The organism is Halomonas campaniensis (genome assembly GCF_002211105.1).
Classification (GTDB): domain Bacteria; phylum Pseudomonadota; class Gammaproteobacteria; order Pseudomonadales; family Halomonadaceae; genus Vreelandella; species Vreelandella campaniensis_A.
In genome coordinates this window covers 70,682-96,634 of record NZ_JPUA01000034.1, presented here as the reverse complement: position 1 = coordinate 96,634, position 25,953 = coordinate 70,682, and the positions used below count along the sequence as shown (strand labels likewise).

Below are 25,953 nucleotides of genomic sequence, written 5' to 3'. Positions count from 1 at the left end.
TTGATCACGCCTGCTTTTACCAGCAGGCGTTTTTAATGGTGACGAATCAGCCGGTGGAGCTTTCCACCTATGAAGCATCCACGAATTCGAGGCGATTACGCCCTTTACGCTTTGCTTGGTATAACTTCTGATCAGCGGTTTCAAAAAAGGCCGCGAGCGTATCGTTTTCAGAAGGCACAATAGTGTTAATCCCGATACTGACAGTCACTATGTCCGCCACCTCCGACTTTGGATGTGGAATTCTCTGATTGGCGACCAACCTTCGGCATGTTTCTGCAATCTCAACTGCTTCTTCCCCCCTCGTGGTTGGCATAATCAACACAAACTCCTCACCGCCATAGCGAGCGAGCAAGTCGGTCGAGCGCATGGCAGCACAGCTATTGAGGGCCTCAGCCACTTTACATAAGCAGTCATCCCCTGCGGCATGCCCGTATTCATCGTTATAGTTTTTGAAATGGTCGACATCAAAAATAGCTAGCGACAGCGGAGTTCGGTACTGCTGGGCCTGCGCCCAAGCGACGCGAATTGACTCGTCATACATGCGTCGATTAGCAATTCCAGTGAGGCTATCGTGAAAAGAGAGTGCTTCAAGCTGCTTATTCAGACGAAGCAACACATCTTCCATTTTTTTGCGCTCTGAAATATCGAATATAAAGCCAACCAGCGCGGTCGTGACGCCGTTTTCACGAATAATATGTACTACATCTCGTACCCACACATATCCACCACTGGCAGTCAGAGCACGATAATCCGCCTCATGATCAATACCGCAATCAGACTGCGAAATACATAAATTAGCAGTCGCTTGGCGCTCGTCCAAATGTATGCGATCGATCCAATCCTGAGCGGTTTTCCAACTATCCTGTTGCCAACCTAGCAGCGTCTCAATTTGGGGGCCGATGTACTCAAACTCTTTCGTGATCCAATTTAACTTCCATGGGATCGCCTTGGTCGACTCTAGAAGGGTTTTATAAAGCCCGTACTGTTCCTGGGTTAAATGCCCCATGGCATTACCTCTCTCAAGCGGTAAAAGCTCGTCCCTGAGGGAAAGGATACCAACTAAGCGACCAGCGCTATGACGCAATAGCTCTGGGCTTCGTGGACTCATGATCATTTCTATATTAAGAAGAGCGTTTTTGTCATCCTATTAGTAATTATTGGCCTAACCTCACATCAGACATTCAGCCTATTAGCTTCCGCTAAAACACTATTGACAATTGATGAGACTGGCCCCTAAATAGCTGCACCTACCAGCAACGCTCACTCTGACACCTCAGTCCTTATCAGGATATAAACATATGCTTTATGCTGCTAACCGCTGGCGTGGTATTGCTATGCTCGCCATGGCAAGCTTATTGGCTGGTTGCATTGCTCTGCCTCAAACTAGCTTGTTTGCGTTTCGTTTGGCGGTGACTTCTCTGGGAGTCGAAGATGTACGCGTTGGCCCTTACAGCATTAATGCTGGTTTGGATACGAGCGACCTAACCAGCCTGATTGCGTCCAGCCTTGGCGCCGGTAGCCTGCCCGTTCAGGCCACCATTGCCATGGGGCTGGGCTTACCCGCGGGCATGCCCCCGGTGGAGATGTCGGGCTTTCGCTGGATGCTCGACATGCCTGGCGTTGATCCTGTGGAAGGTAACTATGAACAGGACGTCACGCTGACCTCTGGCGACGATGCTAATTTGCGCCTACCGGTCGCCTTTGATGTCCTCGCCACCGACACCCAACGTATGGCGCCCGTGATAGAGCTTGCCAGCCAGTTGGCCTCCCAAGGTGAGCTACCGCCCGGCAGTCAACTGGCCATCACACCAGGGGATCTGCGCGGTTTAGGCATGCGGCTTCCGGCAGGATTATTAACACCGACCATTCGCCTAAATGTCGGCGCCGATGGGCAGTTAGTACCTCAGCGCTGAGGGTTTATGTCTAGGAGCTTGCAGCCAATCGTTTGCGGCCTAGCCTTGGTTTGGAGGCGAATCAATTCAGCATCCATACTCACCCTCAAGGTGGGTTATGATGGGGGATTGATTTACTGCTATCAGCGGTTATCTTGTGTCCAAGAAACCTATCCGTCTAGAAGGAAACCGTCTCATGCGCTGGCTTCGCCCCCTTGCTATTACCGCACTATGTGCGTCTATCGCCGCTTGTACTACCTCGCCTACCGGGCGCTCACAGCTGTTGTTGCTCTCGGATAGTGAATTAAATGAGATGGGCCGTCAGGCATTCACGCAGTATCAGCAGGAACTGCCCACGGCCGATCAGGCCAGTCATCGCTATGTACAGTGTATTGCCGACGCCATCGTGGCGGAGCTCCCCGCCCAGCAGCAACAGTTAGACTGGCAAATCCGTGTATTTAAATCCGAGCAGCCCAATGCCTTCGCGCTACCCGGCGGCTATATGGGTGTGAATACCGGCATGCTGGATGTTGCCACTAACCAAGACCAGTTGGCATCGGTCGTAGGTCACGAAATTGGTCACGTCCTGGCCAATCATGCCAATGAACGCGCCTCTACCGAGAGCGCTACCTCATTAGGCCTGTCAGTTATTTCCAGCACCTCGGGAATGCAGTCCGCCGGTGGCCAGCAGCTCATGGGCGTACTCGGTATGGGGGCTCAGTACGGCATCGTACTGCCGTTCTCCCGGGCTCATGAGAGCGAGGCTGATGTCATCGGTCTGGATCTAATGGCACAGGCCGGTTTCGATCCGCGTGAAAGCGTCACGCTATGGGAAAATATGCAGGCGGTTTCGGGCGGCGCATCACCGCCTCCCTGGATGTCGACCCACCCAGGACAGGGCCAGCGCATTGAAGGCCTACAAGCCAATATGGATCGTGCCCTGGCACGCTACGAACAAGCACGCAGCAATGGCCGTACCCCCAACTGCCCACGCCCTTAACGGCGCTTGAGGTTTAAATGATCAAGTTAGGTTTACTGCTGCTAGTGCTGCCGCTATTTGTGCTGATGGGCGTCTATTTTTGGGAGCTCAACGACGTCCGTGCGTGCCAGCTTGATGGTGGCCATTGGGACTATATCGAGGGTGTCTGTCGCGACACGCCACAGCCATTTGTCTCCTGGCTTCAGCGCTCGCCGCTGTTAGTCAATGGCGGCATGCTGCTTTCAGTAGTGGGACTGGCGATGTGCTCGGTGGGATTGTACGTTAAGCGCGCTAAGTGAAACGTATTTAGCAGGGTCACTAAGCAACGGGGGCGAATACAGTATCCGCCCCCGCTTTCTTAGCGTGTTGTTGCTCGATGAGAGTACATGCTCGCGAGGACAAAGAGGCCGCATTTACGACTATTTCAGCATGTGCTTTATAGTTCTGGAGCCCCCTCCATTACCCATTGGCGATCTGGCTCAAGCATAAAGCCAGTCTCTACCAACTCATCTATAGCTTCATTCAAGGACGCTTGGTATGACTCTGGGTTTGGGTATCGGCTTGATATTGACTGTCTACCGTCATTACTACTTTCAAAAGGGATAAAACTACCGGACAAATTACACAACTGGCCTTCTGCATACCCTTGATCGCGCAAATTCCAGCCTAAATAAGTACCTAGTGGCGCAGCTACATAGGGTTGGCGAATGCCTCCCAAGGCAATACCATCTTCATCCACTTCTGGCACCTTGACCGCATACTGTTCACCCACTTCAGGTGGCACCACAGTATGGTTTCTGGCATACAGCTCGTTTATCGGCGGCTTAGGCACTTCTCCCTGTAAGGGCGGCAAACTCAACTCCCCATTCACCACAAGCCCGTCACCATTCAAACCGGGATAACGGCTTGCTGGCGGCGCTATATCATCGACGACCCAAGACGCCATCGCATTCACGAGCGCACGCATGCTAGGCGCCACACTAATGGGATTACTGGGATATTGGCACACGTCATTGTCAGAAGAGGATTCTCCCCACGCATTAAAATGTGGCGCCCCAGCGAAAAAGTATAACCGCACATCATCAGGCATAGTGAGGGGATCCCCTGTGGGGGATGTAGCAACTAATGACGCACGCGCCTGCCAAAATTCTGATGAGGTGTCGGTGTGCATAAGCTTCGGACACGTATCGTTTGCACGGCAAGCGGCCAAAATACTGTCGCTCTGCCCCGTCAGTGGATCCAACGTCTCTACATAACTGAAGGGGAATTGATCACCTACCGCATCATGATCTTCATGCTGCCGGGAGAAGCGACCAGGCTGAGCAAAAGGGTAGTTGGTGAACGTCTTTCGTGATCCGGCAATATGAGCCATAGCGCCATCAAATACTCGGTTGCCCTGACTATCAGCATTGTATCCTTGATATATTAAATCGCGCAGGAAGCGCCCTGACTGAGAAATCCCCATTGCCACGGTATGCTCAATATTGTTCAGTGGTGTTTCAACATCATGTCCCTGCGCACCTCTAAGAAAGGCGACCAGGTCGCTCGTCGCGAGCATCCCTAACCCGGCGGGCACTGCATTCTTGGCGGTATAAATAAACTCGTATATAGCGCCGCCATCCATACTATCGGGCCGCTGAATCTCTATACGATTTTCATCCAAATAACGAAACGACAAACCCTCCACCATTTGACGAGGTGCATCCGGCGTAGGCCTAACGGTCAGAGAGGCATGTTCGGGGTTTAGGTCTGCAGCAGGGTATGTAAGGGAAGCAACGCTTACCGACTCATGGTTATCGAAAACGAACTCCTCACGAGATTCCCCCGTTACCCCCTCAATAACCGGCAAATCAATCTCGATCAAACTATCGCTCAAACCGGTCTGCCAGCCACTCCATACCATGGTGTGACCCTGGCGCATTAAAAAACCATCACCTGACTCATCTACTGTAAAGTCTCCCGAGATACTCGTTAGATTAAGTAACGGAAAACTCAAGTTGCGGCCACGGTTAGGGACTTCGTAGAACAGCACTCCTGAGGCTTGCTCAGTAGGTCGTAGAATAACCACTTCCGTACTAAAGACCACTTCACCTTGATCATTAACAGGCGCTTTCTCTAAATCTGCAATGTTACTGGCTCTAGAACTCGTAGGGTCAATAGCAAAGCTGGCCACGGCCTCAATTCTCTCGTAAGCACCAGCCTCTCCAAAGCGTTCACCGTCGTAATCAACGACCGTGTTGCCAATTTCAAACCCAGTGACTCTGGCTTGAGTATCAGGTGCTAACCCCATCCCTCCAGCCACCGCTAATGTCATTACTGCTATTTGTGGAAGATGTTTCATGACAACTCCTAAGTATTATTTTTATGTTTCCATGATCATAAGCGTCAGCTATATAAATAGCTAACGCCTCATTTTAGCGACATCCCCTAAGGCCGAGAACCATCGACACGATGCTCTTTTTGCAGGCTCGTTTTACTGCCAATCACGCTGTTTTGATGTTTTACCGATCCCAGGATTGAAATGGTTGGTGGGGTCGAGCTTCCGATAAAAGTCGCGTAGCGCTGGCTTGGCGTGATAGAGATGCCCCACATTGTGCTCGGCAGGGTACTCGGCTCCCCGGGCATCGAGCAGCGCACAAATCTCCCGCTCCAAGGCGTGACAATCCTCGCCTTTTTTCACCAGATACTCCTGATGCAGAACATGGCACAGAAAGTGCCCTACATAGAACTTGCGCTCGATCCGTGCCTCGATCTCAGGCGGCAGGATCTCGAACCAATCGAGGGCATCCCTCGGCAGCGCCACGTCAAGTGCCACGATATCTTCGACCGTGCGCGGATGAACGGCTCGGTAGCGCACCACGGCGCCCCCAGAGGCGAAGCGATTGAGAAACGCGGCGCTGCCCTCCTCATCGGTGCACTCGAAGAAGTCACCGTGCTCGGCTGGGAAACGCTCCGCTAGATAGGCGCGCATTTCCTCGATGCACTCTCCCCCTGTGCGCAGCATCAGATGGTGTGTGTAGCGGTCACGGTAGTCGAGCAAGCGTCGTGGCAAATGTTCGGGGAACAGCCGGGAGGCGGCCTGAAGCAGCCGGTCAGAGAGTCGGCGGCCCAGGCGCAGCGACTCGGTGACACCATCGAACCAGCTTTTCGCGGAAAAGGCTTTCGGTACGTTCAGGGTGCCGAACCGGCGGATGAACAGGAAAAGATCCTTGCCGTAGACGTGCGCCATATCAAAGGCATCTTGATGCATATATTCGCCCGCGATGGGCAGGTGCTGGAACTGGCCGAGCAGGTCTCTTCTAATCTGCTGCAACTGGGCGGGATCATTGGTGCCAATATAGAAAACGCGCTCGTTGGACGCGGCGGGGAAGGTGTCCAGCCGTACCGCAAACACGGCCAGCTTCCCCGCAGAGCCGGATACTTCATAATGGCGGCGTGGGTCGGCGTTGAAGCGCGCTGGCGTCGCGGCCGAGATATCGCGCACGTGGGTTTGGTATTCCCGATCGGACGCCCAGGCGGTCTCGCTCATCTGGATATCGCTTGGTGAGTAGTGGCCTCTATCCAAGCGGGTCAGTACCTCTTCCGGTGAGTTACCCAGCTCAATCCCTAGGTGATTCACCAGCACCAGCTTGCGTTCCGGGGTCACCTGGGCAAACAGCGATAGCTGCGTATACGCGGGCCCACGCTGTACCAGCGAGCCGCCCGAGTTGTTGCAAATACCGCCGGTCACCGAGGCGCCAATGCAGCTCGACCCAATCACCGAGTGGGGTTCACGGCCCATGGGGCGCAGCGCACGCTCCAGCCGATCCAGCGTGGCCCCGGGAAGGCAAATAGCCTGACGCCCCTCGTCGATCAAATCGACCCGGTCAATCCGCAGGGTATTGACAATCACGATGGGCCGGTCATAGCCCGTTCCGAAAGGAGTAGAGCCGCCGGTCAGTCCGGTATTGGCGGCCTGCATGATGATCGCAACATCGGCGTCCACGCAGGCTTGCAATACCTGCCACTGCTCCCAAAGCGTGCCCGGCTCGACGGCGGCCATCACTTCTCCGTCGCCGTAACGATACCCCTTACGGAATCGGTGGGTCGCACGGGTGCCAACATGCACATAGCGCTTGCCCGTGACGCTTTGGAGCCGAGCAATGAGCGAACTGGCCATCTCTGAATACCCATCGATAATGTTCGTGGTGAGCAGAGTGCGCTGCCCCGACATCGGAGAGCGCCCTCCGCACGCTTTGATTGCTTTGTTAACGCGCCATCGTGCCCGGCAGGAACAGTGATAGCTGAGGGACGAAGGTAATGATCATCAAACAGACGATGATGACACCCAGAAACACCAGCAAAGGCCTTAACATGGCGGTGATCGAGCAACCTGCAATTTGCGCGGCGGCGAACAGGTTGACGCCCAACGGTGGTGTAATCATCCCCAGCGCCAGGTTCACCACCATGACGGTGCCAAAGTGCACCGGCTCGATACCCACGCGCAGCGCGGCGTCCTGAAGGATCGGGGCGAGCACGACGATACTGGCACCTGTCTCGATGAACATGCCCACCACGAATAGCATGACATTGATGGCGAGCATCAGCGAGGTTGGGCCATCGAAGGTGCTGGTCAACCAGAGCGCAGCGGCGTCGGGCACCCCCTGACGATTCAGCAAGTAGCCCATCAAACTGGCGGCACCGATGATGAACATGATCACCGCAGACGTGACTACCGATTTACGAAACGCCAGCGCAAGGTCTTTGAGGCTCATTTCACGGTGCAGGCAAAGCCCCACCACCAGCGCATAGACAACTGCAATGACGCTAGCCTCAGTGGGCGTGGTCACACCGCCATAAATACCGCCCATGATCAAAATGGGCATGACCAGCGACCAGACCGCTCGTCGTGTCGCCTCGAGGCGCGAGAGCCTTCCATCACCATCGCGCTTGCCCCACCCCTTGAGCCGGCACCAGATAAAGATGGTGGCCATCAGGCTACCGGCAATCAATACCCCAGGCAGCACCCCCGCGAGAAACAGATCCGGGATGGAGGTCTGAGTGGCGACACCGTAGAGAATCATGGGTATCGAAGGCGGGAGGATGACGCCAAGCTCCGCAGACACGGCCATGAGGGCGGCTGCGAAGCCAATGGGATAGCCGTAGTCGCGCATGGCAGGAATCAAAATGGCTCCCACGGCAAAGGTAGTGGCAACACTCGACCCGGAAATGGCCGAGAACATCATGCAGGTCAGCACACAGGTAATGGCCAGGCCGCCCTGCAGCTGGCCGGTGAAGGCACGCGCAAACTCGACCAGCCTGCGCGACAGCCCGCCCACTTCCATCAAATTGCCGGCAAGAATAAAGAAGGGAATAGCGGCCAGCGGGAATTTATCCAGCGCGATAAAGATCTGCTGCGGCACCACGATCAGCGGTAGGCTGGTAAATCCCACCAAGCCGACCATCGAGGCCAAACCGATGGCAATGGCGACAGGGACCGATATCGCAAACAGGATCAGCATGGAGGTGATCAGCGCACTGGTCATGACGGCTCTCCTTTACCTGCTTGGATAAAGTGAACGATGCTGCCCAGCATGGCGAACACCGCCCCCACCGGGAGGGCGGCGTATCCCCAGCTCATCGAGATATTCAATCCCGCCATCTGCTGAAAACGCACTCGGGACGCCACCTCCCAGCCAAACCAGAACAGCGTGGCAAACAGCGTCAGGCACGACAGCAGCGTGACCAGCTCGATCGACCGACGCACTCGGCCCGAGGTCAGCACCTTGGCTAAATCGATGGCTACGAATGCCCCCCGCCGCAGCGCTACCGAACAGCCCAGCAGTACCATCCAGACCAGCGCCAGGCGGGTCAGCGCTTCGGACCAGACCGACGGCGCCTCGAAGACGAAGCGGCCCAGCACCTGCCAGAAGCTGGCTCCTACGGCGATCGCCAAGGCGCAGGAGGCGGCTAACGCCACCCCCATTGCAATGCCTCGATCGATGCGCTGGATCGTGGCGATGCCTCTGCTCATTCGGCGCTCCAGTCTCGGATGGCTTGCAGTCTCTCGGCGCCGAACTCGGCTTCGAAATCGGCGTAGGCACTGGCCATGGCATCGCGATACGCCTGGATATCATCGATCTCCACGATATCGATACCGCGGTCGCGTAACGTCTCGATGCCGACCAGCTCATCCTTTTCCACCCGTTTACGGTTCGCGGCCGCCGCAAACGCTCCGGATGTTTCGAGGGCCGCTCGTTGCTGCTCGTCGAGCCCCGCAACGAAATCAGGATTACAGGCAAAAATGCCGGGAGAGTAAACGTGGCGCGTTAGATAGAGATGCTGCTGCATCATATCGAGGTTGTTCGCCAGAATGACCGGAATCGGATTCTCCTGACCATCCACCGTGCCCTGCTGCAGGGCGGGCGGAAGTTCTGAGAACGCCATCGGGGTAGGCAACACGCCAGCCGCCTGCCAAGCCGCGATGTGGATAGGATTCTCCATGGTGCGGATCTTCATACCCACCAGGTCGCCCGGTGAGGCGATGCTCTTGGAACCCGTGGTCAGGTTGCGAAAGCCGTTTTCCATCCAGGCCACCCCTTCGAGGCCATAGCGGGGAAACAGCGCCAGCAGTTCCTGGCCGGTCTCACCGTCCAGCACTCCGCGCGCATGCTCGTAACCATCGAACAGAAAGGGTACGTCCAGCACACGGGTTTCGGGTACGAAATTGCCTAGCGGGCCCGCCGATACGATGGCGCACTCCTGCGTTCCGAACTGGACGCTCTCCAGCGCCTCGCGCTCATTGTCCAAACGCTGGATAACGACGTCGATAGCACCCTCGGTTTGCGCTTCGAGGCTCTGCTCGAACGCGATGGCCGCCTCGCCGAAATGGCTGTCGGCAGGTGACGAGTGGGTGACGGTCAACACGGTTTGACCCATTGCCGACGATACGCCCCAACTCATGGAGAGCGCCAAGGCACCTGTCAGCGTGCCTAATTTAACGAAGTGAATGTGGCTCATTTGTCTTACTCCTTAATTATTAGATGTGATGCTTACGGTATCGAAGACCGTTAAAGACAGGGTTGACGAGCAGTGTGTACATAGTTTTTGTAGTTTCTTTGATGGCCTGAACACCTCCTTTAGTGCGCTGTTTATGCGTTAACGCGGTGCCGATAGGCCGTGGCCCATCGCGTTAAACGTATCAACGACGGCAACAGCCAGATCATGATCACCAGCGCGCCCAGGCTGGCGCTGATGGGCCTGGAGAAGAAGGCCAACAAATCGCCATTGCTGCGGATCATCGCGCTCATGAAGCTCTTCTCCAGCATCCCTCCGAGCACCAACCCAAGAATGATGGGCGCTGCCGGAAAGCCTGCGCGCCCCAAACCGTAGGCCGCGACCCCAGCCCCCAGCATGAGCATGACATCGACCGTCGAATTGTTGATGGAGTACGCCCCGACAATGCAAAAGGCCAGCACGATAGGCATGACGATTCGGGTGGGGGTGGCGACGAACCCTTTGCCCAGGCGAATGGCGACATATCCCACGGGCAACATCACTAAGTTGGCGATGATGAACACCATGAACAGCGCATAGACCATGCTGCCCCCCTCCATGAAGATGGCGGGCCCAGGGTTCATGCCCTTCATGTACAGCACGCCGATGACCACGGCAGTAATCGTGTCGCCAGGAATACCGAAGACCAGCGCCGGAACCCAGGAGCCACTGACCGCGGCATTATTGGACGAGCTGGTTTCCACGATGCCTTCCGAGTGCCCCGAACCGAACTTTTCTGGCGTGCGCGAAAACTTCCGGCTGACGGCATAGGAGACCCAAGCGGCAATGTCGGACCCCGCACCGGGCAACACCCCGATCAAGCTGCCCGTGCCGCTACCGCGCAGCACGGATTTCCAGTACTTGCGTAGCGAAGGCTTGACCTCACCGAACACGCTGCCGGTGTCTTTCACCGTCACCGCCTGCGTATCGGCGGGCTTGGCGGTGAACCTCATGACTTCCGCAATCGCAAAGAGGCCGATCATCACCGGAATGAAATTGACCCCACCCATCAGATCCGTCACGCCGAACGTAAAGCGCGGCGACCCCGTGGTCGAATCCAGCCCTACCGTGGCCAGAGAGAGCCCGATACACAGCGATAGCACCGCTTTCAAGTGCGAACCCGGCGATATGAAGACCGCACAACTCAGGCCCAACAGCGCTAACCAGAAGTACTCGAACGCACTGAAATTGAGCGCGAACTCGGCAAGAGAGGGGGCCACGAAGATCAGCACCAGGGTGCCAATGATGCCCCCCGTGACGGAACACACCAGGGCAATGCCCAGGCACTCGCTGGCCTTGCCTCTTTGCGAAAACGCATAGGCTTCATCGACATAAGCCGCAGAAGAGGGCGTGCCGGGTATACGCAGGTAAGCGCCGGGAATATCGCCGGCGAAGATGGTCACCGCCGCAGTAGTAACCATCGCCGCAATAGCGGGGATAGGCGCCATGAAGTACGTGACCGGCACCAGCAGCGCCACGGCCATGGTCGCCGTTAGCCCGGGAATGGCGCCCACGAACATACCAAAGGCTGCCGCCGCCAGAATCACGGCCAGCGTTTGCAGATTGAAGACCAGCTCGGCACCACTAAGAATGGCGTCCATACAATTATCCATTAAAGAGCGTGCCCAGGGGTAAAGGCACCCTGAGCATGTAAACGAAAGCGCCCCAGATCACTGCCGCCGTCAGCAGTGCCATCACCAGCGCCAGCCAGGGCCGCACGCCGCTCACTAGCATGAGCAAAGCGACCAGAAGCGCCAGCGTCAGAAGCGCCCCCAGCGTGTCGGCCAACAGCAAATAGCCAATGACCAGCCAGACGGGTAGGAACAGACGATGAAAGTTCAAGGCTGCCGCTTTGAGGTTCACTGGGCGAGAGGCGGTGAAGCACTGCATGACGGGGCGAAGGTTGGCCAACGCCAGCCAGGCGCCGCCCACGACCATGGCATAGCCGATGATGAGCGGGAACAGCGCGGCGCCGTAGCGCTGGCCGGGCAAGGTGGGAAAGCCTTGGGCCTCCATGACGATGAAGAGGCCCAACGCCGCCACCACACCCCCTGCGAAACACTCACCGAGCGTTTGCGAAGAGCGATTGAGCATGGCGACGATACCCTAGCGTTTGAGCCCGAGATTCTCTACGACATTGCCCATCAGGGCGTCGGTCTCTTGCATGAAGTCCGCAAAGTCGGCCGAATCACGCCATACCGCGCCGAACCCCTGCTGCCTCATGAAGTCTTGATAGATATCGCTTTCAAAGGCGTTCTCCAGCGCGGCTTCTAGTGTTGCGACGACCTCCTCGTCCATGCCCGCAGGCCCGCCAATGCCACGCCACTCGCCAAGGGTGTAATTGGAATTGATCTCTTCTTTCAGCGTGGGAACGTCTAGGAAAACGGGGTTACGCTCAGGGGCCATGATGGCGAGGGATTTGACGCGTCCGGCATCGATCATGGCGCGTGCTTCGGGTACTGACGTAGGCGCGATATCGATACCGCCGGCCACCAGATCGACCATAGCAGGAGCTGCCCCTTCACTGGGAATCCAGCGCACGGCGCGCGGATCGATCTCCTGGTCGACCAGCATCCCCCCAAACGCCACGTGCCAGATACCGCCCTGGCCGACGCCAGAGGCTTTGAAGGTACCCTCTGGTTGGGAGCGAATGGCCTCGATCAATTCGCCCAAGCTGGCGTAGGGCGATTCGGCGCTGACCTGAACCCCCGCATAGTCGTAATTGACCTGGGCAATAGGGGTAAAGTCTGCGTAATCGAGCGCCGTCAGGCCTTGCCAGTGCATCATGCTGATCTCGCCGGTCATCATGCCGATGGTGTAGCCATCTGGGGCCGCATTGGCGAGCACGGTATGACCCACGACGCTGCCGCCACCGGCTCGATTGACCACGTTGACCGGTTGGCCGAGCTCCTGTTCAAGCGCCACCGCAATCGTTCTTGCGATCGAATCGGTGCCTCCTCCGGCGGCCCAGGGGACGATCATCTGGATCGGGCGTTCAGGATACGCTGCATGCGCATGAAGCGCCGATAAGCTTAATGGTAAAATCAAGGCACTTAGCGTGATACGTTTTAGAGTTGGCGTTTTGAACATCATTTTTATAGAACCTATGTTGTTTTATTGTGGTGATGTGCTGCGCGTGAACCGGCGTGCTAACCGAGTGAGTCTCGGCTGAGTTGTCCGTTGACCAAGCGCATCAGCCCTAACGGATTGGCGTTTTGGAGGGCACTCGGCAAGAAGGCGTCGGGGTAGTTCTGGAAGCAGACGGGGCGTAGATAGCGGTCGATCGCCAGCGTGCCGACCGAGGTTCCCCGGGCATCCGAGGTCGCCGGGTAAGGCCCGCCATGAACCATCGCATCGCACACCTCCACCCCCGTGGGGTAGCCATTGAGCAGCAGGCGCCCGGCGCGATGTTCTAACTGCGTCATCATCGCCGCGTGGGCTGAGAGATCTTCCGGCTCGGCCTGCAGGGTGATGGTCAACTGCCCCTGCATGATCTCGAAATAGCGCGCCAGCGTTTCGGTATCCGGCACCGTCACGACGATGGTAGTCGGCCCAAAGACTTCGTCCTCCAGCGGACGATCCGGCCTGAACAAAGCGTCGGGCGTCGCGCGGAACAGCTGCGCCCGTGCACGACCCGGCTCGGCCGTGCCCCCGGTGAGCTGAGTGACTTCGGGCAGCTCGGCGAGCCGCGCGACGCCCTGCTGATAGTGCTCCAGGGTTTGACGGTTGAGCATGACCTGCTCATCGGCACTCGCCAGCGCATCCTCCAACGCGGCAATGAACTGCTCCGTTTCCGGGGAGTCCACCGCCAACACCAGCCCGGGGTTGGTGCAGAACTGGCCACACCCCAGGGTCACCGACGCCGCTAGCTCAGTGGCGATGCGCTCACCTCTTACCCGCAGTGCCTCTGGCATCAGCCAGACAGGGTTGATGCTCGACATTTCGGCAAACACCGGGATGGGCTCCGGGCGTTGCGCGGCCATATCACACAGCGCCCGCCCCCCTGACAGCGAACCGGTAAAGCCCACCGCCTTGATACCCGGTGCCTGTACCAGGTCTTTACCGACCCCACTGCCATAGATCATGTTGAACACGCCTGCAGGCATGGCGGTGCTGCGTGCCGCTCGCTCGATGGCCTGTGCGACCCATTCGGCGGTCATCATGTGGCTGGAGTGGGCTTTGACCACGACGGTACAGCCAGCGGCCAGCGCCGAGGCGGTATCACCCCCCGCCACGGAAAACGCCAGCGGAAAGTTACTCGCCCCAAAGACCGCCACCGGCCCAAGCCCCATCTTGACCTGACGTAGGTCGAGACGCGGCATGGGCGTGCGCTCGGGTAGCGGCAGATCAATGCGCGCGCCCAAAAAGTCGCCTCGGCGCAACACCTCGGCAAACAGCCGTAACTGCCCGCTGGTACGCCCCCGCTCACCGTTGATACGGGCGGCGGGTAGCGCTGTCTCACGCACGACATCATTGATGAAGTTATCGCCCAGTGCGTCGAGCTCGTCGGCAATCGCTTCCAGAAACTGCGCGCGCACTTCTGGCGAGCATTGGCGAAAAACCGGATAAGCGGCGGTGGCAGCTGCCACCGCCTGTTCGACCTCTTCCACGGTCGCCTGAAAGTAGGCCAGCTCGTGGTGACTGCCGTCAGCAGCGGCCACACTGGCCAGCGACGCTTGGCCCTGGCCGCTGCGCTCGCCGCCAATGAACTGCTGGCCGGTCAACGTGGTACTCATACTTTGCTCTCCCGATGGTTCAGAGGAATCGCTCGCCGAGATTTACAGCGAACATTCGAGAAGGTGGCGGTAGTCGTCGGCGCTGGCATCGATGGGATTGGTCTTGTGGCTGTGATCCGCCAGTGCCCCCAGGATGATGTCGTCGAACATGGCCGGGGTGATGCCGAGCTCGCCCAAACCCGTGGGGAGGTTCAGGCGCTTCGTCATTGCCTGCATGGCGTCTGCCACGTCCTGGCCCGCTGGCAAGTTCATCGCCTGCGCCATCCGGGCCAGCTTGTCCTCCTTGACCATCGTCTCGGCCTGGGCGTTGAAGCGAATGACCGCGGGCAGCAAAATGGCGTTCAGGGTGCCGTGGTGCAGCGACGGATTGAGTCCACCCAGCGAGTGACTCAGGCTGTGCACGCAGCCAAGCCCTTTTTGAAAGGCCAGCGCGCCCTGCATGGAGGCACTCATCATGTTCGTGCGTGCCTCACGATTGCCAGGCTCGTTGACCGCAGTTTCGATATGCGCCCAGGCGCGCCGTAAGCCATCCAGGGCAATGCCATCCGCCGGAGGATTGAACGAGGGTGCCATGAAGGTTTCCATACAGTGCGCGATGGCATCGATGCCCGTCGCAGCAGTCATGCGGGCAGGCAAGCCAAGCGTCAGCTCGGGATCGCAGATCGCCAGCTTGGGTACCACGTGGGGCGACAGCACGCCCACCTTGCGGCCATCGTCGAGAATCAGAATGGCCCCACGGCCGACTTCGCTGCCGGTGCCTGCCGTTGTCGGAATGGCAATCACCGGAGCGGTTGCCGACGTGATCCGTGACATGCCGCCTTCGATGACGGCGAATTGGCGCAGCGGCCCGGGATGCGCCACGCTCACCGCCACCCCCTTGGCGAGATCGATGGGCGAGCCACCGCCCAACGCGATCACACCATCGCACTGCTGGGACTGGTAAAACGCCACCGCCTCGCGTACCGCGCCCTCGTTCGGGTTGGGCGGCGTCTTGGTAAAAACGGCGGCGGGATGATCCAGGACACGCTGAATCCGTTCCAGCAGCCCCGCTTGTTGAATACCCTCATCTGTTACAATCAATGGGCGATGGATGCCCAGGCGGTTGCATTCGTCTTGCAGTAGCTCGACGCTGCCGTCGCCGAACTGTACTTGGGTTACGTAGTTGATGAGTGCCATAGCGTGTTGTCGTCTTTGTTAATTATTCGGAAATAGAGAGTGACTTGCTGCATTGACTATATTCACGGAGCCCAACGCTGGATAATGACAACCTCTGATAGCGGCATAACGAAAATTCATGTCTACACTAACGTCGATCATCTCCCGCCTGCGCATGCGCCACTTGCGTCTGCTGATTGCCTTGCATGAACATGGCACGGTGCAAAAAGCGGCCGAGTCCGTGGCGCTGACCCAGCCAGGGGCCACCAAAGCTCTCAATGAAATCGAAGCCATGCTGGGCGTACAGCTGTTTCAGCGTACGCATAAGGGGCTGGAAACGACGGACATGGGGCTCTGTGCGGTGCGCTATGCACGCCTGATCAACACGGATCTGGCTCACTTCCATGAAGAGTTGGAAAGCATGCAGCAAGGCCGTGGAGGCCGACTGGCGGTGGGATTGATCATGGGGGCTGTGCCGCTGATTTCGGCGGCGTTGTCGCGGGTTCGCAGCCTGCAACCGGCGATCTCCATCGAGGTGGTCGAAGATACCAGCGCGCGCCTGCTCAACTTACTTGACCGTGGTCGACTCGATGCCGCCATCTGCCGGTCGCGAGTCAATCAAAGGCCGCACCTGTACACCAGTCTGGACATCCACGAGGAGGAGCTGGCGGTCATTTGCCATCCTGACAATCCGCTCACCCGCCATTCAGCGCTGACACTCGCCGATTTATCTGACACCTCGTGGATTGTGTATCCCGCCAACATGCCGATGCGGCTACTGCTGGAACGCGAGTTTCACGAGGCCAAGATACCGTTTCCGCTCTACCCTATCGAAACGGCATCCGCTTTCACGAGCATCTCAATGCTTGGCCATGACCGCGAAGCAGTCGCGCTCATGTCCGTCGATGCCTCGAAACCTTTTGTTGATGCGGGCATGGTGTCTCGGCTACCTATCCAACTGCACTCGCGTAGCGAACCCTACGAATTAGTCACCCGAAAAGGGGCTAGCTTATCGCCAGCCACTCAGCTATTCATGAGAGAAGTCGCTTTAGTTGGCAATCTACATGCAGATGTGGAGGCATATATTGAGTCGCTTTGAGTCCCTTACTAACGCCTTTCATCATTAAAAGGCGTCAAACTCCAGCGACTGGCGTAGCATTTCGCGTACCGATGCCGTCTCTGGACGCACATTACGCCACAGGAAAAACGACTCGGCGGCCTGTTCGACCAACATGCCCAAGCCGTCGAGCAGTTTCGCACCCCGTGGCCCCGCCCACTGTAAAAATACCGTCGGTTCGGATCCGTACATCATGTCGTAGGCCCAGGCGTTAGCATTAAACAACGTATCCGGCAGCGGCGGTAAATCGCCGGAGAGGCTGGCACTGGTGCCGTTAATCACTACATCAAACGTACCGTTCACGGTATCAAAACCGCCGCCGCGGATAGACCCTAGATCGGCAAAATCGCTGGCCAATTGCTCAGCTTTGGCGGCGGTGCGATTAACCACAACGATTTCGCTTGGCTGCTCGTCAAGCAGTGGCTCCAGAATGCCGCGCACTGCCCCGCCAGCCCCGACCACTAAGATACGCTTTCCCATTAACGCTACGCGGTGATAGGCCAAATCGCGTGCCAAGCCAATGCCATCGGTGGTATCGCCGTAGGTACGTCCATTGCCGCCCAAAATCAGCGTATTCACAGCCCCCGCACGACGGGCGCGGTGACTCAAGGTGTCGCAGAGTGCAAAGGCATCGCCCTTGAAAGGTACCGTAACATTGGCACCGCGCCCGCCGGCATCAATAAACGCCCGCCAGGCACCGGCAAAGCCATCCACCGGTGCTTCTTCAGCGGTGTACTCGAGCGCTTGTTGGGTTTGATGGGCAAACTCAGCGTGGATCTGCGGGGATTTGGAGTGTTTGACCGGGTTGCCAAATACACAGTAGCGATCGGTCATGAGAGCTCTCCGCTTTTTCGTTGGCCTGCATCCTCAGCAAATTCGCCGAGCCAGTCGCGGGGGTATAAGAAATCCTGTAAACGCGCTTCGGCACTCCCGGGGGCGGGTTCAAAGGCGTACTCCCAGCGCGCCAATGGTGGCATAGACATTAAAATTGACTCCGTGCGTCCGCCGCTCTGTAAGCCAAACAGCGTGCCGCGATCCCATACCAAATTGAACTCCACGTAGCGGCCACGGCGGTAGAGCTGAAAATCGCGCTCGCGCTCGCCCCAAGTGTCGTTTTTACGCCGCTCGACGATGGGTAGATAAGCTGCTAAGAAGCTGTCGCCCACCGCTCGCTGAAGGGCAAAACAGTCGTCAAATTCACCTTCGTTCAGGTCATCGAAAAACAGTCCGCCTACGCCCCGGGTTTCATCGCGGTGTTTGAGGTAGAAGTACTCGTCGCACCAGGCTTTATAGCGCGCATAAACGTCGTCGCCAAAAGGTTCGCAGGCGGCTTTTGCCACCTGGTGCCAGTGCACCACGTCTTCCATCACGGGGTAAAACGGGGTTAGGTCAAAGCCGCCGCCAAACCACCATACCGGCGGCTCGCCGGCTTTCTCGGCAATAAAGAAGCGCACGTTGCCATGACTGGTGGGCACATGGGGGTTTTCCGGGTGCAGTACCCAGGAGACACCCACCGCATGAAAGCTGCGCCCGGTCAGTTCAGGGCGCGCAGCGGTGGCCAAAGGCGGCAATTGGGCACCATAGACATGAGAGAAGTTGACGCCGCCCTTTTCAAACACGCCGCCATGGGTCATCACTCGCGAACGTCCGCCACCACCCTCTTCACGCTCCCAGCTATCTTCCTGGAACTGCGCCCCCCCATCGGCTTTCGCCAGTCCAGCGCAGAGTCGATCCTGCAGCTCAAGAAGGTAGTGTTTAACGTCATCAAGGTGCTCGTGGGCCACGTGAACTCCTGGGTGGTCATTGGTGAGTCGTAATGGGTGAATCGTGAGTAGTCATCGGTGAATAGTGAGTTGAGCAGCGTCTAGGGGCGCATGATTTTACCGGTGGCTAAATCTCTAATGGTGCTGGGTTTGGCATTGCCGCCTAGCTCGCCTTGCACCACATGGGCCACTTCGTCCGCAAAGATGGCGGTGATCTCAGCGGCGCTCATCGCTGGCGGCTCCCCCGATCGGTTAGCCGAGGTGGACACCAGCGGGCCACCAAAAGCTTCGCACAGGGCTTTCATTACCGGGTGGTCGGTCACCCGCAGCGCTACGCGCTCGTGGGCACCGCGCACCAGCCCATGGCTGCGTCCATAATCAGGCACTAGCCAGGTATTGGGCCCCGGCCAGCTTGCCGCAAGAGGAGCATGCATCGCTAATGGGAGCTGGCTCAACCAGGGTTGGAACTGGCCAATATTGGCAGCAACGAGGATGACGCCCTTGGCAGGATCGCGCTCTTTCATGCGCATTAGATGGGCTAAAGCTGCGTCGTTTTCGGGGTCACAGCTAAGCCCCCAAACCGCTTCAGTGGGGCAGGCAATCACCCCACCGGCACGTAAAGCGCTAATCGCTGGGGCTAGATCGGTCGCCAAACTCATGCTCTCTCCTCACGGCTAACATGCCTCTAATTGCTTTATCCTATCATGGCCTTGGTAGCCGCACCCAGCCTCCCGCCTGCTGGGTTACCCACCCCTCTAACTCCAGCATTAGCAAGCGCTGCTGGCAGTCGCTGACCGCCACACCGGTGGTGTGCACCAACAGATCAATCGGCGTCGGCGTGGCCGAGAGTGACATTAATAAGGGGTCAGGTAAGGCCTCGGGCAGCGGTGCTTGTTCAGGTGGTTTCTCGGTTTGCTCGGGTGCGGCTGACGGAGTGACGTCATCGGACGGGATAAACGCCTCTGCCCAATGACCAAGATCGCTAATGATGTCATCGACGCTGCAGGCTAAGTGGGCACTGCCCTGACGCAGCAGCGTCAGGCAGCCGCGGGCCTGGACGTTGTGCAGCGAGCCGGGCAGCACAAACAGCTCCCGATCTTGCTCTAAGGTAAGCCGCGCGCTCACCAGCGAGCCGCTCTTTTCGGTGGCTTCGACCACTAACGTGCCGAGCGAGAGGCCGGTAACTATTCGATTACGGCGCGGAAAAAATGCCGGGCGGGCCACGGTGCCAGGCGGGTGCTCTGATAACAGTAGCCCACCGGGTAGACGGCTAAGCTGCTCGTGAAGATCACGGTGGGAGGCGGGATAGATCACATCCACACCGCAACCGAGTACGGCAATTGTGCGCCCACCGGCATTCAGGGCCGCGCGCTGGGCTACGCCGTCGACCCCTAACGCCATGCCGCTGACCACGCACCAACCGCGGCGGACCAGATCGCGGGCAAAGGTTTGCGCATTGTGGGTGCCTTCGCCGGTAGGACGACGCGTGCCGACTATGGCAAGTTTAGGGCCCTCCAGGGCGCCAAGATCCCCCAGGGCCCAGAGCACTACAGGTGGGTCGGGCAATTCATTTAACAGCGCAGGCCAGGCGGGGTGGTCGCGATGCAGCACATGGCGACTTGGCCCGCTCTGCTGCCACGCCAGGGTCTCATCAACCAACTTTTGCAACGGGCTGCGGGAGGGATGTTCAAGCCACAGGCGCAACTCGCTGGCTGCACGGCTGGGCAGTGCTGCCAGCCAGCCTTCCGGCCACTGCGGCTGACGAGCTAATAATTGCGCAATTCTCAGCGCCCCCATCCCCGGCAACGCATTGACCACCAGCCACGCCTGGGCGTCCATACTCCCTCCTATTTTTAAACTTCTTTATTTACCGCCCGTTAGTTCGTCGCTGCCCCAACCTCATCGCCCACCTCCAGCATCCGGGACGCCTGGGTTACCAAGGCATAGCTGACGCGATCATAGGGTTTAAATACCATCACTGTGCCCGCTTCACTGCTCGGCAACTGAACCAGTTCTTGGGTGCGCGGGTCGTTAATCAGCTCACCCTGCTGATTGACTTGCAGCACATGGCCCGCCTGTAAGCCATCCAGGGTGCCAAGATCCAGCGCGACGATCTGGAAACGGCCAATAAAACGCACGCCACCTGGCACGGCAATCACATGACCTTCGACGGCATTGAGCGGCGCACGGGGCAAAAACTCCCGGCTCAGCTCGCGCTCCTCCAATGGCAACACGATATCGTTAACCCGTACTTCCTGATGGGAGCTAACGACGTCAAGCTGCGCAATACCGCCTTCACTGCTGATATGGCGAGCGATGCCCACGTTAATCAGCTCTAAGCCCAGCGGCGTGCCATCCATTGCCAGGTAGGGCTCCGACTGCCGATAGATGCCCAACTGACCATGGCGTGGCACATCACCCCGCACGTATAACCGATCTCCCGCACCGCTGATCAAGCGGCGATCGTCTCCCGCCACTACATAAGCCAGCGCCTGCAGCGCCTCGGCATCATCGACAACGCGGTGCTCGCGTAGAAAGGCTCGCGCTTCCTCCAAGACGATAGGCTCGATCGCTTCACCATGGGGCAAAGTACGCACCTGCGGAGAGAGTTTAATGACGCTTTGATCACGCTCCCAAGCAGCGGCATCGACACTCACAAGCATAACTGCACTCATCAGCAAACCGCTCAAAGCTAACCGATAGGCGTATTGCTTTACCGCCATTCTGCTCTCCCCAATAAAATGCATCAGCGCGATGATTATGTTGCTGCTGAAACCCTGTGCGTATCGGGTGCGCATGCCCAGAAACGTTGACAGCATGTTATAGTGACCCATCATAAAGTACCTAGGTTAGAAGACGCTCGTCACTGCCTAGCTTGACTTAATTCAGACTCAGCATAACGGTGATTGTAACGCCATGGCCAAACTTCCTATTCTTGAATTCCCCGATGAGCGCCTGCGCACCAAGGCCGCTCCGGTGGAAACCGTTGACGATGAGGTACGCCAACTCGTCGACGATATGCTGGAGACCATGTATGACGCACGGGGTATCGGCTTAGCCGCGACCCAAATCGATGTCCATCGCCGTGTTGTCGTCATGGATGTCAGCGACGATAACTCCCAGCCGCTGGTGCTTATCAATCCGCGCTATACCCCGATTGGCGACGAGAAAGAGCCGCTTTCAGAAGGCTGCCTGTCGATTCCCGAGCATTACGCCGAAGTGCCGCGCTACCTTAAAGTGCAGCTCAACGCGCTGGATCGTAATGGCGATGCCTACGAACTGGAAGCGGAGGGCCTGCTGGCACACTGTATCCAGCACGAGTACGACCACCTTGAGGGCGTGCTGTTTGTGGACTACCTGTCGCCGCTAAAGCGTGACCGTATCCGCAAGAAAATGCAGAAACGCCATAAGCAGATGCAGGACGCCTAAGCCTTTTTTCTACTTACATTTCAGCTAAGCCAGGTAGCCCTCTCTCTATGTCAAGATTGCGCGTTGTTTTTGCCGGCACGCCTGAATTCGCCGCCTCCAGTCTTGCCGCGCTGCTGGAAAGCCAGCATGAGGTGGTGGCGGTGTACACCCAGCCCGACCGCCCCGCTGGTCGCGGTCGTAAGCTAACGCCCAGCCCGGTCAAACAGCTGGCTCTGGCGCACAGCCTGCCTGTCTATCAGCCCCAAACGTTAAAAGCGCCCGAGGCTCAAGCCGAGCTGGCCGCGCTCGAGGCCGACATTATGGTTGTCGTCGCCTATGGTCTGCTGCTACCCCAGGCCGTGCTGGACATACCGCGACTCGGCTGCGTTAACGTTCACGCTTCGCTGCTGCCCCGGTGGCGTGGCGCGGCGCCGATTCAGCGCGCAATTGAAGCGGGCGACAAGGTATCCGGCGTAACCATTATGCAGATGGATGCTGGCCTGGATACCGGCGCGATGCTCACGGAAGTGCGTACACCTATTACAGAGCGCACCACCGGCGGCGATTTGCATGACCGCCTCGCCATTCAAGGCGCCAATGCGCTGATCAATACCCTGGACGATCTGGCCACTGGCACCACTCACGCCACGCCTCAGCCGGAAGAGGGCGTCACCTATGCCGCCAAGCTGAGCAAAGCGGAAGCCGAGCTCGACTTTGACCAGCCAGCTCACCTGCTCTCCAACAAGATTCGCGCCTTTAACCCCTGGCCGGTGGCTTGGTGCGCATTAGGCGATGATCGCTTGCGGCTGCTAATGGCGCACGTCGAAGAGGGCAAGCAGCCAGCCTGCGAGCCCGGCACACTACTCGATCACGGCGACGATCATCTCCGGATTGCCTGTGGGCACAACGGCCGCGAGGTACTGTGCGTGACTAGCGCACAGCTGCCTGGCGGTAAAGCCATGGCCGTACGTGACTTACTGAATGCGCGCCACACGCGCCTTGCTACCGGCACGCGTCTTGGTGCTCGTTTTGATCAACCAGCGGCCCAGGCCAGCGAAGGAGAAGCACCATGAGCCAAAAGCGCTCCCCTCAAGGTGGCGGCAGTGGTCAGGAAGTACGCGCTGCTGCGGCCCGCGCCTTGGCCCCGGTGCTTAGCGACCAGGGTTCCCTGGCGGGGCTGGATGAGCACAGCGTGGTGGCTCGCGACCGCGGGTTGCTCAAAGAGCTCTGCTTCGGCACCTGCCGCCGCTTACCACGCTTGGAAGCCCTTGCCGGCGTGCTGCTGAAGCAGCCGTTTAAAAAACGCGACAGCGATATTCAGGCGCTGCTGCTGCTGGGTATTTACCAGTTGCTGTATATGCGCATTCCCGCCCATGCGGCGGTAGGCGAAACCGCTGGCGCGGCGCGCTTACTGAATAAGGAGTGGGCCACTCGTGTGCTTAATGGCTGCCTGCGGCGGCTACAGCGCGAATCCGAGGCACTCCAGGCCCAGGTAGACCGGGACGAGAGCGTCGCGCTAGAACATCCGCCGTGGCTCCTCAACGCCTTGCGTCAAGCATGGCCAGAGCAGTGGCGCAATATTATTGAGGCCAACAACCACCCTGGGCCGATGACATTAAGGGTCAATCAGCGCTACAACGACCGTGAAGCCTATTTGGGCATGCTCACCGAACAGGGGTTAAACGGCCACTTATGCCCCCACGCACCAGACGCCATCACCCTGGAAACGCCCTGCGATGTCACCGCGTTGCCCGGCTTTGACGAGGGCCACGTTAGCGTTCAGGACGAGGCCGCTCAGCTCTCAGCGGCACTGCTTGGCCCAGCCCTGGCACCACGGCCAGGCGCTCGCGTACTTGATGCATGCTGCGCGCCAGGCGGTAAAACGGCCCACTTGCTCGAGCAGTTTGATATTGCCCTAACGGCGATCGATAGCGATAACCAGCGCTTGGCGCGGGTGGAAGATACGCTCACCCGCCTGGGTGTTGAGGCGGTGCTAGAACACGCCGATGCCACCGAGCGCGACTGGTGGAGCGGCACCCCCTTTGATGCCATTCTGCTCGACGCCCCCTGCTCCGGCACCGGTGTTGTTCGCCGCCATCCCGATATCAAAAAGCTGCGCCGCAAAGATGATATCCGGCCGCTTGCCAAGCTTCAGCGCCAGCTGTTAGACAACCTTTGGCCCATGCTGCGCGAAGGCGGTACCCTGCTGTACGCCACCTGCTCGGTGCTGCCGGAAGAGAACAGTGAGCAGATTGAGGCGTTTCTCGCCCGTACCCCCAACGCCCACGTGACCACGCCTAACGACGTTGCATGGGGAATCACCAGCGGTGCGGGTCGTCAACTGTTTCCGGCCCAGAGCAGTCACGATGGCTTTTTTTATGCCAGACTAGAGAAGCGCACTGCCTAGACGCTAACTGTTGCCGTGGGGCAGTGAATTTATGACAAGGAAGGAGACATTTATGAGTCATCACACCTATAAGCATGTGGAACTGACCGGCTCTTCCGAGAAGGGTATTGAGGAAGCGGTACAGAACGCACTGGCCAAAGCATCAGAAACGATTAACCACATGCGTTGGCTGGAAGTCGTCGATACCCGCGGCCATATTGAAGATGGTCAAGTAGCCCACTGGCAGGTCACGGTTAAAGTGGGCTTCACGCTAGAGTAATCCCCACCTGCTTTTCGGCGGCGGCTGGTTTACACTGGCCGCCGTCTTTATTGCAGCGCATGATAGGTCACCGACCGGCCTTAACGCTTGGTCTTAATGACATCGCGCGCTGGCGCTTTTAATGGAACCGATGCTCAGCAATGAAAATCATCATTCTCGGCGCCGGCCAGGTCGGCGGCACACTGGCTGAACACCTCGCCCGTGAGGAGAACGACATCACCGTCGTTGACACTGACGCCAAGAAATTGCGCGACCTGCACACCAAACTCGATATCCGCACCGTCACCGGAGCGGGCTCCTACCCCATTGTACTGCGCCAGGCGGGCTGCGAAGACGCCGATATGCTGATCGCCGTCACCAACAGCGACGAGATCAATATGATCGCCTGCCAGGTCGCCCATACGCTGTTTCGCACCCCGACCAAAATTGCCCGGGTGCGCGCCACGGCGTATTTGACGCGTAAAGGCCTTTTTGCCCACGAAGCGATCCCCATTGATGTACTGATCAGCCCCGAGCAGGTGGTCACCGACCACGTGCGCCGCCTGATTGAGCACCCCGGCGCCCTACAGGTGCTGGAGTTTGCTGGTGGGCTGGTACAGCTGGTGGCGGTGAAAGCGTTCTACGGTGGCCCGCTGGTGGGCCAGGATTTGGCTTTTCTGCGCCGCCATATGCCCAACGTGGATACCCGCGTAGCCGCCATTTACCGCCGTAACCGACCGATCATTCCCCGCGGCGACACGGTGATCGAAGCCGACGACGAAGTGTTCTTTCTCGCCGCCCGCCGGGATATTCGCGCAGTGATGAGCGAGCTACGCCGGGTCGAGCGGGATTTCCGCCGCGTGGTGATCGCCGGGGGCGGCAATATTGGCGAGCGGCTGGCGGAGCATTTGGAGCATAGCCACCAGGTCAAAATCATCGAACACAGCCTGGAGCGCTGCACTACCCTCTCCGAGCGGCTGGATCGCACCGTGGTGCTCCACGGCAGCGCCACCAGCAAGCGCTTGCTGGAAGAGGAGAATATCGAAGAGTGCGATATCTTCTGCGCGCTGACCAACGACGACGAGGTCAATATCATGTCGTCGCTGCTCGCCAAGCGTTTAGGTGCGAAGAAGGTGCTGACGCTGATCAACAACGCCGCCTATGTGGACTTGGTGCAGGGGGGCGAGATCGATATCGCTATTTCTCCCCAACAGGCGACCATT

At 58.3% G+C, this 25,953-nt stretch carries 25 protein-coding genes; 9 read left to right on the top strand and 16 right to left on the bottom strand.

What is annotated here, in order from left to right; translation table 11 throughout:
* Nucleotides 1–67 precede the first annotated feature (67 nt).
* Nucleotides 68–1,108 (bottom strand): GGDEF domain-containing protein, encoded by a 1,041-nt coding sequence (locus JI62_RS12945; protein WP_240513237.1) that lies wholly within the window; start codon nt 1,106–1,108, stop codon nt 68–70.
* 190 nt (nt 1,109–1,298) lie between these two features.
* Between JI62_RS12945 and JI62_RS12940 the strand changes: the two genes are divergently transcribed.
* The 3 genes from JI62_RS12940 (at nt 1,299) to JI62_RS12930 (ending at nt 3,170) form a co-directional block, all read left to right on the top strand.
* Nucleotides 1,299–1,913 carry a hypothetical protein gene (locus JI62_RS12940; RefSeq protein ID WP_088700557.1) on the top strand — a complete coding sequence of 205 codons (615 nt, stop codon included), beginning with the start codon at nt 1,299–1,301 and terminating at the stop codon, nt 1,911–1,913.
* Between the two features lie 175 nt (nt 1,914–2,088).
* Nucleotides 2,089–2,892: a M48 family metallopeptidase gene (locus tag JI62_RS12935; RefSeq protein ID WP_088700556.1), complete on the top strand. Its 804-nt coding sequence runs from the start codon at nt 2,089–2,091 to the stop codon at nt 2,890–2,892.
* A 17-nt stretch (nt 2,893–2,909) separates the two neighbouring features.
* A complete protein-coding gene (locus JI62_RS12930) occupies nt 2,910–3,170 on the top strand; it encodes a hypothetical protein (protein ID WP_088700555.1) in 261 nt (86 codons plus the stop codon).
* A gap of 137 nt (nt 3,171–3,307) precedes the next feature.
* Here the strand turns inward: JI62_RS12930 and JI62_RS12925 are convergent, their stop codons facing one another.
* The 10 genes from JI62_RS12925 to JI62_RS12880 all read right to left on the bottom strand — a co-directional run bounded on the left by JI62_RS12925 (nt 3,308) and on the right by JI62_RS12880 (nt 15,818).
* On the bottom strand, nt 3,308–5,212 hold the full coding sequence (locus JI62_RS12925; protein ID WP_088700554.1) for an alpha/beta hydrolase domain-containing protein: 1,905 nt from the start codon (nt 5,210–5,212) through the stop codon (nt 3,308–3,310).
* A 132-nt stretch (nt 5,213–5,344) separates the two neighbouring features.
* Nucleotides 5,345–7,084, bottom strand: coding sequence for a D-lactate dehydrogenase (gene dld / locus JI62_RS12920; RefSeq protein ID WP_240513236.1), 1,740 nt, complete (start codon nt 7,082–7,084; stop codon nt 5,345–5,347).
* 34 nt (nt 7,085–7,118) lie between these two features.
* Entirely contained in the window at nt 7,119–8,396 is a 1,278-nt protein-coding gene (locus JI62_RS12915) for a TRAP transporter large permease (protein WP_088700553.1), read from the bottom strand.
* Nucleotides 8,393–8,884, bottom strand: a complete 492-nt coding sequence (locus JI62_RS12910) for a TRAP transporter small permease (RefSeq protein WP_088700552.1) — start codon at nt 8,882–8,884, stop codon at nt 8,393–8,395. The genes JI62_RS12915 and JI62_RS12910 overlap by 4 nt, the downstream gene beginning before the upstream one ends.
* Nucleotides 8,881–9,870 carry a TRAP transporter substrate-binding protein DctP gene (gene dctP, locus JI62_RS12905; protein WP_088700551.1) on the bottom strand — a complete coding sequence of 330 codons (990 nt, stop codon included), beginning with the start codon at nt 9,868–9,870 and terminating at the stop codon, nt 8,881–8,883. The genes JI62_RS12910 and dctP overlap by 4 nt, the downstream gene beginning before the upstream one ends.
* A gap of 131 nt (nt 9,871–10,001) precedes the next feature.
* The gene (locus JI62_RS12900; RefSeq protein ID WP_088700550.1) at nt 10,002–11,507 is read right to left on the bottom strand and encodes a tripartite tricarboxylate transporter permease; all 1,506 of its coding nucleotides are present in this window, start codon (nt 11,505–11,507) and stop codon (nt 10,002–10,004) included.
* Between the two features lie 4 nt (nt 11,508–11,511).
* On the bottom strand, nt 11,512–12,000 hold the full coding sequence (locus tag JI62_RS12895; protein WP_088700549.1) for a tripartite tricarboxylate transporter TctB family protein: 489 nt from the start codon (nt 11,998–12,000) through the stop codon (nt 11,512–11,514).
* 12 nt (nt 12,001–12,012) lie between these two features.
* Nucleotides 12,013–12,999 carry a tripartite tricarboxylate transporter substrate binding protein gene (locus JI62_RS12890; protein ID WP_346425902.1) on the bottom strand — a complete coding sequence of 329 codons (987 nt, stop codon included), beginning with the start codon at nt 12,997–12,999 and terminating at the stop codon, nt 12,013–12,015.
* Between the two features lie 56 nt (nt 13,000–13,055).
* Nucleotides 13,056–14,642, bottom strand: coding sequence for an aldehyde dehydrogenase (NADP(+)) (locus JI62_RS12885; protein ID WP_088700548.1), 1,587 nt, complete (start codon nt 14,640–14,642; stop codon nt 13,056–13,058).
* A 42-nt stretch (nt 14,643–14,684) separates the two neighbouring features.
* Nucleotides 14,685–15,818: an iron-containing alcohol dehydrogenase gene (locus tag JI62_RS12880; RefSeq protein WP_088700547.1), complete on the bottom strand. Its 1,134-nt coding sequence runs from the start codon at nt 15,816–15,818 to the stop codon at nt 14,685–14,687.
* Between the two features lie 118 nt (nt 15,819–15,936).
* On the opposite strand from JI62_RS12880, the gene JI62_RS12875 reads away from it, so the two are divergent.
* Entirely contained in the window at nt 15,937–16,896 is a 960-nt protein-coding gene (locus tag JI62_RS12875) for a LysR family transcriptional regulator (protein ID WP_088700546.1), read from the top strand.
* 24 nt (nt 16,897–16,920) lie between these two features.
* On the opposite strand, the gene aroE is transcribed toward JI62_RS12875, so the two are convergent.
* From aroE to JI62_RS12850, 5 genes are all read right to left on the bottom strand, one after another.
* On the bottom strand, nt 16,921–17,748 hold the full coding sequence (aroE, locus tag JI62_RS12870; protein ID WP_088700545.1) for a shikimate dehydrogenase: 828 nt from the start codon (nt 17,746–17,748) through the stop codon (nt 16,921–16,923).
* The gene (gene hemF / locus JI62_RS12865; RefSeq protein WP_088700544.1) at nt 17,745–18,698 is read right to left on the bottom strand and encodes an oxygen-dependent coproporphyrinogen oxidase; all 954 of its coding nucleotides are present in this window, start codon (nt 18,696–18,698) and stop codon (nt 17,745–17,747) included. Before hemF ends, aroE begins: the two co-directional genes overlap by 4 nt.
* A gap of 80 nt (nt 18,699–18,778) precedes the next feature.
* Complete coding sequence (locus tag JI62_RS12860; protein WP_088700543.1) at nt 18,779–19,336, bottom strand: L-threonylcarbamoyladenylate synthase; 558 nt, start codon at nt 19,334–19,336, stop codon at nt 18,779–18,781.
* Nucleotides 19,337–19,379: 43 nt separating this feature from the next.
* Nucleotides 19,380–20,516 (bottom strand): DNA-processing protein DprA, encoded by a 1,137-nt coding sequence (gene dprA, locus JI62_RS12855; RefSeq protein WP_088700542.1) that lies wholly within the window; start codon nt 20,514–20,516, stop codon nt 19,380–19,382.
* A 38-nt stretch (nt 20,517–20,554) separates the two neighbouring features.
* On the bottom strand, nt 20,555–21,400 hold the full coding sequence (locus JI62_RS12850) for a peptidoglycan-binding protein (protein ID WP_088701326.1): 846 nt from the start codon (nt 21,398–21,400) through the stop codon (nt 20,555–20,557).
* 193 nt (nt 21,401–21,593) lie between these two features.
* Here JI62_RS12850 and def point away from each other — a divergent pair, with 193 nt between their 5' ends.
* From def to trkA, 5 genes are all read left to right on the top strand, one after another.
* A complete protein-coding gene (gene def, locus JI62_RS12845; protein ID WP_088700541.1) occupies nt 21,594–22,106 on the top strand; it encodes a peptide deformylase in 513 nt (170 codons plus the stop codon).
* Between the two features lie 47 nt (nt 22,107–22,153).
* Nucleotides 22,154–23,158, top strand: coding sequence for a methionyl-tRNA formyltransferase (gene fmt / locus JI62_RS12840; RefSeq protein ID WP_088700540.1), 1,005 nt, complete (start codon nt 22,154–22,156; stop codon nt 23,156–23,158).
* Nucleotides 23,155–24,492, top strand: coding sequence for a 16S rRNA (cytosine(967)-C(5))-methyltransferase RsmB (rsmB, locus tag JI62_RS12835; protein ID WP_088700539.1), 1,338 nt, complete (start codon nt 23,155–23,157; stop codon nt 24,490–24,492). Before fmt ends, rsmB begins: the two co-directional genes overlap by 4 nt.
* Before the next feature lie 52 nt (nt 24,493–24,544).
* Nucleotides 24,545–24,751 carry a dodecin gene (locus tag JI62_RS12830; protein WP_088700538.1) on the top strand — a complete coding sequence of 69 codons (207 nt, stop codon included), beginning with the start codon at nt 24,545–24,547 and terminating at the stop codon, nt 24,749–24,751.
* 140 nt (nt 24,752–24,891) lie between these two features.
* On the top strand, nt 24,892–25,953 hold a 1,062-nt coding region (gene trkA, locus JI62_RS12825), incomplete at its 3' end, for a Trk system potassium transporter TrkA (protein ID WP_088701325.1).

Coding starts and splice junctions, on each gene's coding strand:
- JI62_RS12945 (WP_240513237.1), bottom strand. CDS start 1,108: ATGAGTCCACGAAGCCCAGAGCTATTGCGTCATAGCGCTGGTCGCTTA.
- JI62_RS12940 (WP_088700557.1), top strand. CDS start 1,299: ATGCTTTATGCTGCTAACCGCTGGCGTGGTATTGCTATGCTCGCCATG.
- JI62_RS12935 (WP_088700556.1), top strand. CDS start 2,089: ATGCGCTGGCTTCGCCCCCTTGCTATTACCGCACTATGTGCGTCTATC.
- JI62_RS12930 (WP_088700555.1), top strand. CDS start 2,910: ATGATCAAGTTAGGTTTACTGCTGCTAGTGCTGCCGCTATTTGTGCTG.
- JI62_RS12925 (WP_088700554.1), bottom strand. CDS start 5,212: ATGAAACATCTTCCACAAATAGCAGTAATGACATTAGCGGTGGCTGGA.
- dld (WP_240513236.1), bottom strand. CDS start 7,084: ATGTCGGGGCAGCGCACTCTGCTCACCACGAACATTATCGATGGGTAT.
- JI62_RS12915 (WP_088700553.1), bottom strand. CDS start 8,396: ATGACCAGTGCGCTGATCACCTCCATGCTGATCCTGTTTGCGATATCG.
- JI62_RS12910 (WP_088700552.1), bottom strand. CDS start 8,884: ATGAGCAGAGGCATCGCCACGATCCAGCGCATCGATCGAGGCATTGCA.
- dctP (WP_088700551.1), bottom strand. CDS start 9,870: ATGAGCCACATTCACTTCGTTAAATTAGGCACGCTGACAGGTGCCTTG.
- JI62_RS12900 (WP_088700550.1), bottom strand. CDS start 11,507: ATGGACGCCATTCTTAGTGGTGCCGAGCTGGTCTTCAATCTGCAAACG.
- JI62_RS12895 (WP_088700549.1), bottom strand. CDS start 12,000: ATGCTCAATCGCTCTTCGCAAACGCTCGGTGAGTGTTTCGCAGGGGGT.
- JI62_RS12890 (WP_346425902.1), bottom strand. CDS start 12,999: ATGATGTTCAAAACGCCAACTCTAAAACGTATCACGCTAAGTGCCTTG.
- JI62_RS12885 (WP_088700548.1), bottom strand. CDS start 14,642: ATGAGTACCACGTTGACCGGCCAGCAGTTCATTGGCGGCGAGCGCAGC.
- JI62_RS12880 (WP_088700547.1), bottom strand. CDS start 15,818: ATGGCACTCATCAACTACGTAACCCAAGTACAGTTCGGCGACGGCAGC.
- JI62_RS12875 (WP_088700546.1), top strand. CDS start 15,937: ATGTCTACACTAACGTCGATCATCTCCCGCCTGCGCATGCGCCACTTG.
- aroE (WP_088700545.1), bottom strand. CDS start 17,748: ATGACCGATCGCTACTGTGTATTTGGCAACCCGGTCAAACACTCCAAA.
- JI62_RS12860 (WP_088700543.1), bottom strand. CDS start 19,336: ATGAGTTTGGCGACCGATCTAGCCCCAGCGATTAGCGCTTTACGTGCC.
- dprA (WP_088700542.1), bottom strand. CDS start 20,516: ATGGACGCCCAGGCGTGGCTGGTGGTCAATGCGTTGCCGGGGATGGGG.
- JI62_RS12850 (WP_088701326.1), bottom strand. CDS start 21,400: ATGGCGGTAAAGCAATACGCCTATCGGTTAGCTTTGAGCGGTTTGCTG.
- def (WP_088700541.1), top strand. CDS start 21,594: ATGGCCAAACTTCCTATTCTTGAATTCCCCGATGAGCGCCTGCGCACC.
- fmt (WP_088700540.1), top strand. CDS start 22,154: ATGTCAAGATTGCGCGTTGTTTTTGCCGGCACGCCTGAATTCGCCGCC.
- rsmB (WP_088700539.1), top strand. CDS start 23,155: ATGAGCCAAAAGCGCTCCCCTCAAGGTGGCGGCAGTGGTCAGGAAGTA.
- JI62_RS12830 (WP_088700538.1), top strand. CDS start 24,545: ATGAGTCATCACACCTATAAGCATGTGGAACTGACCGGCTCTTCCGAG.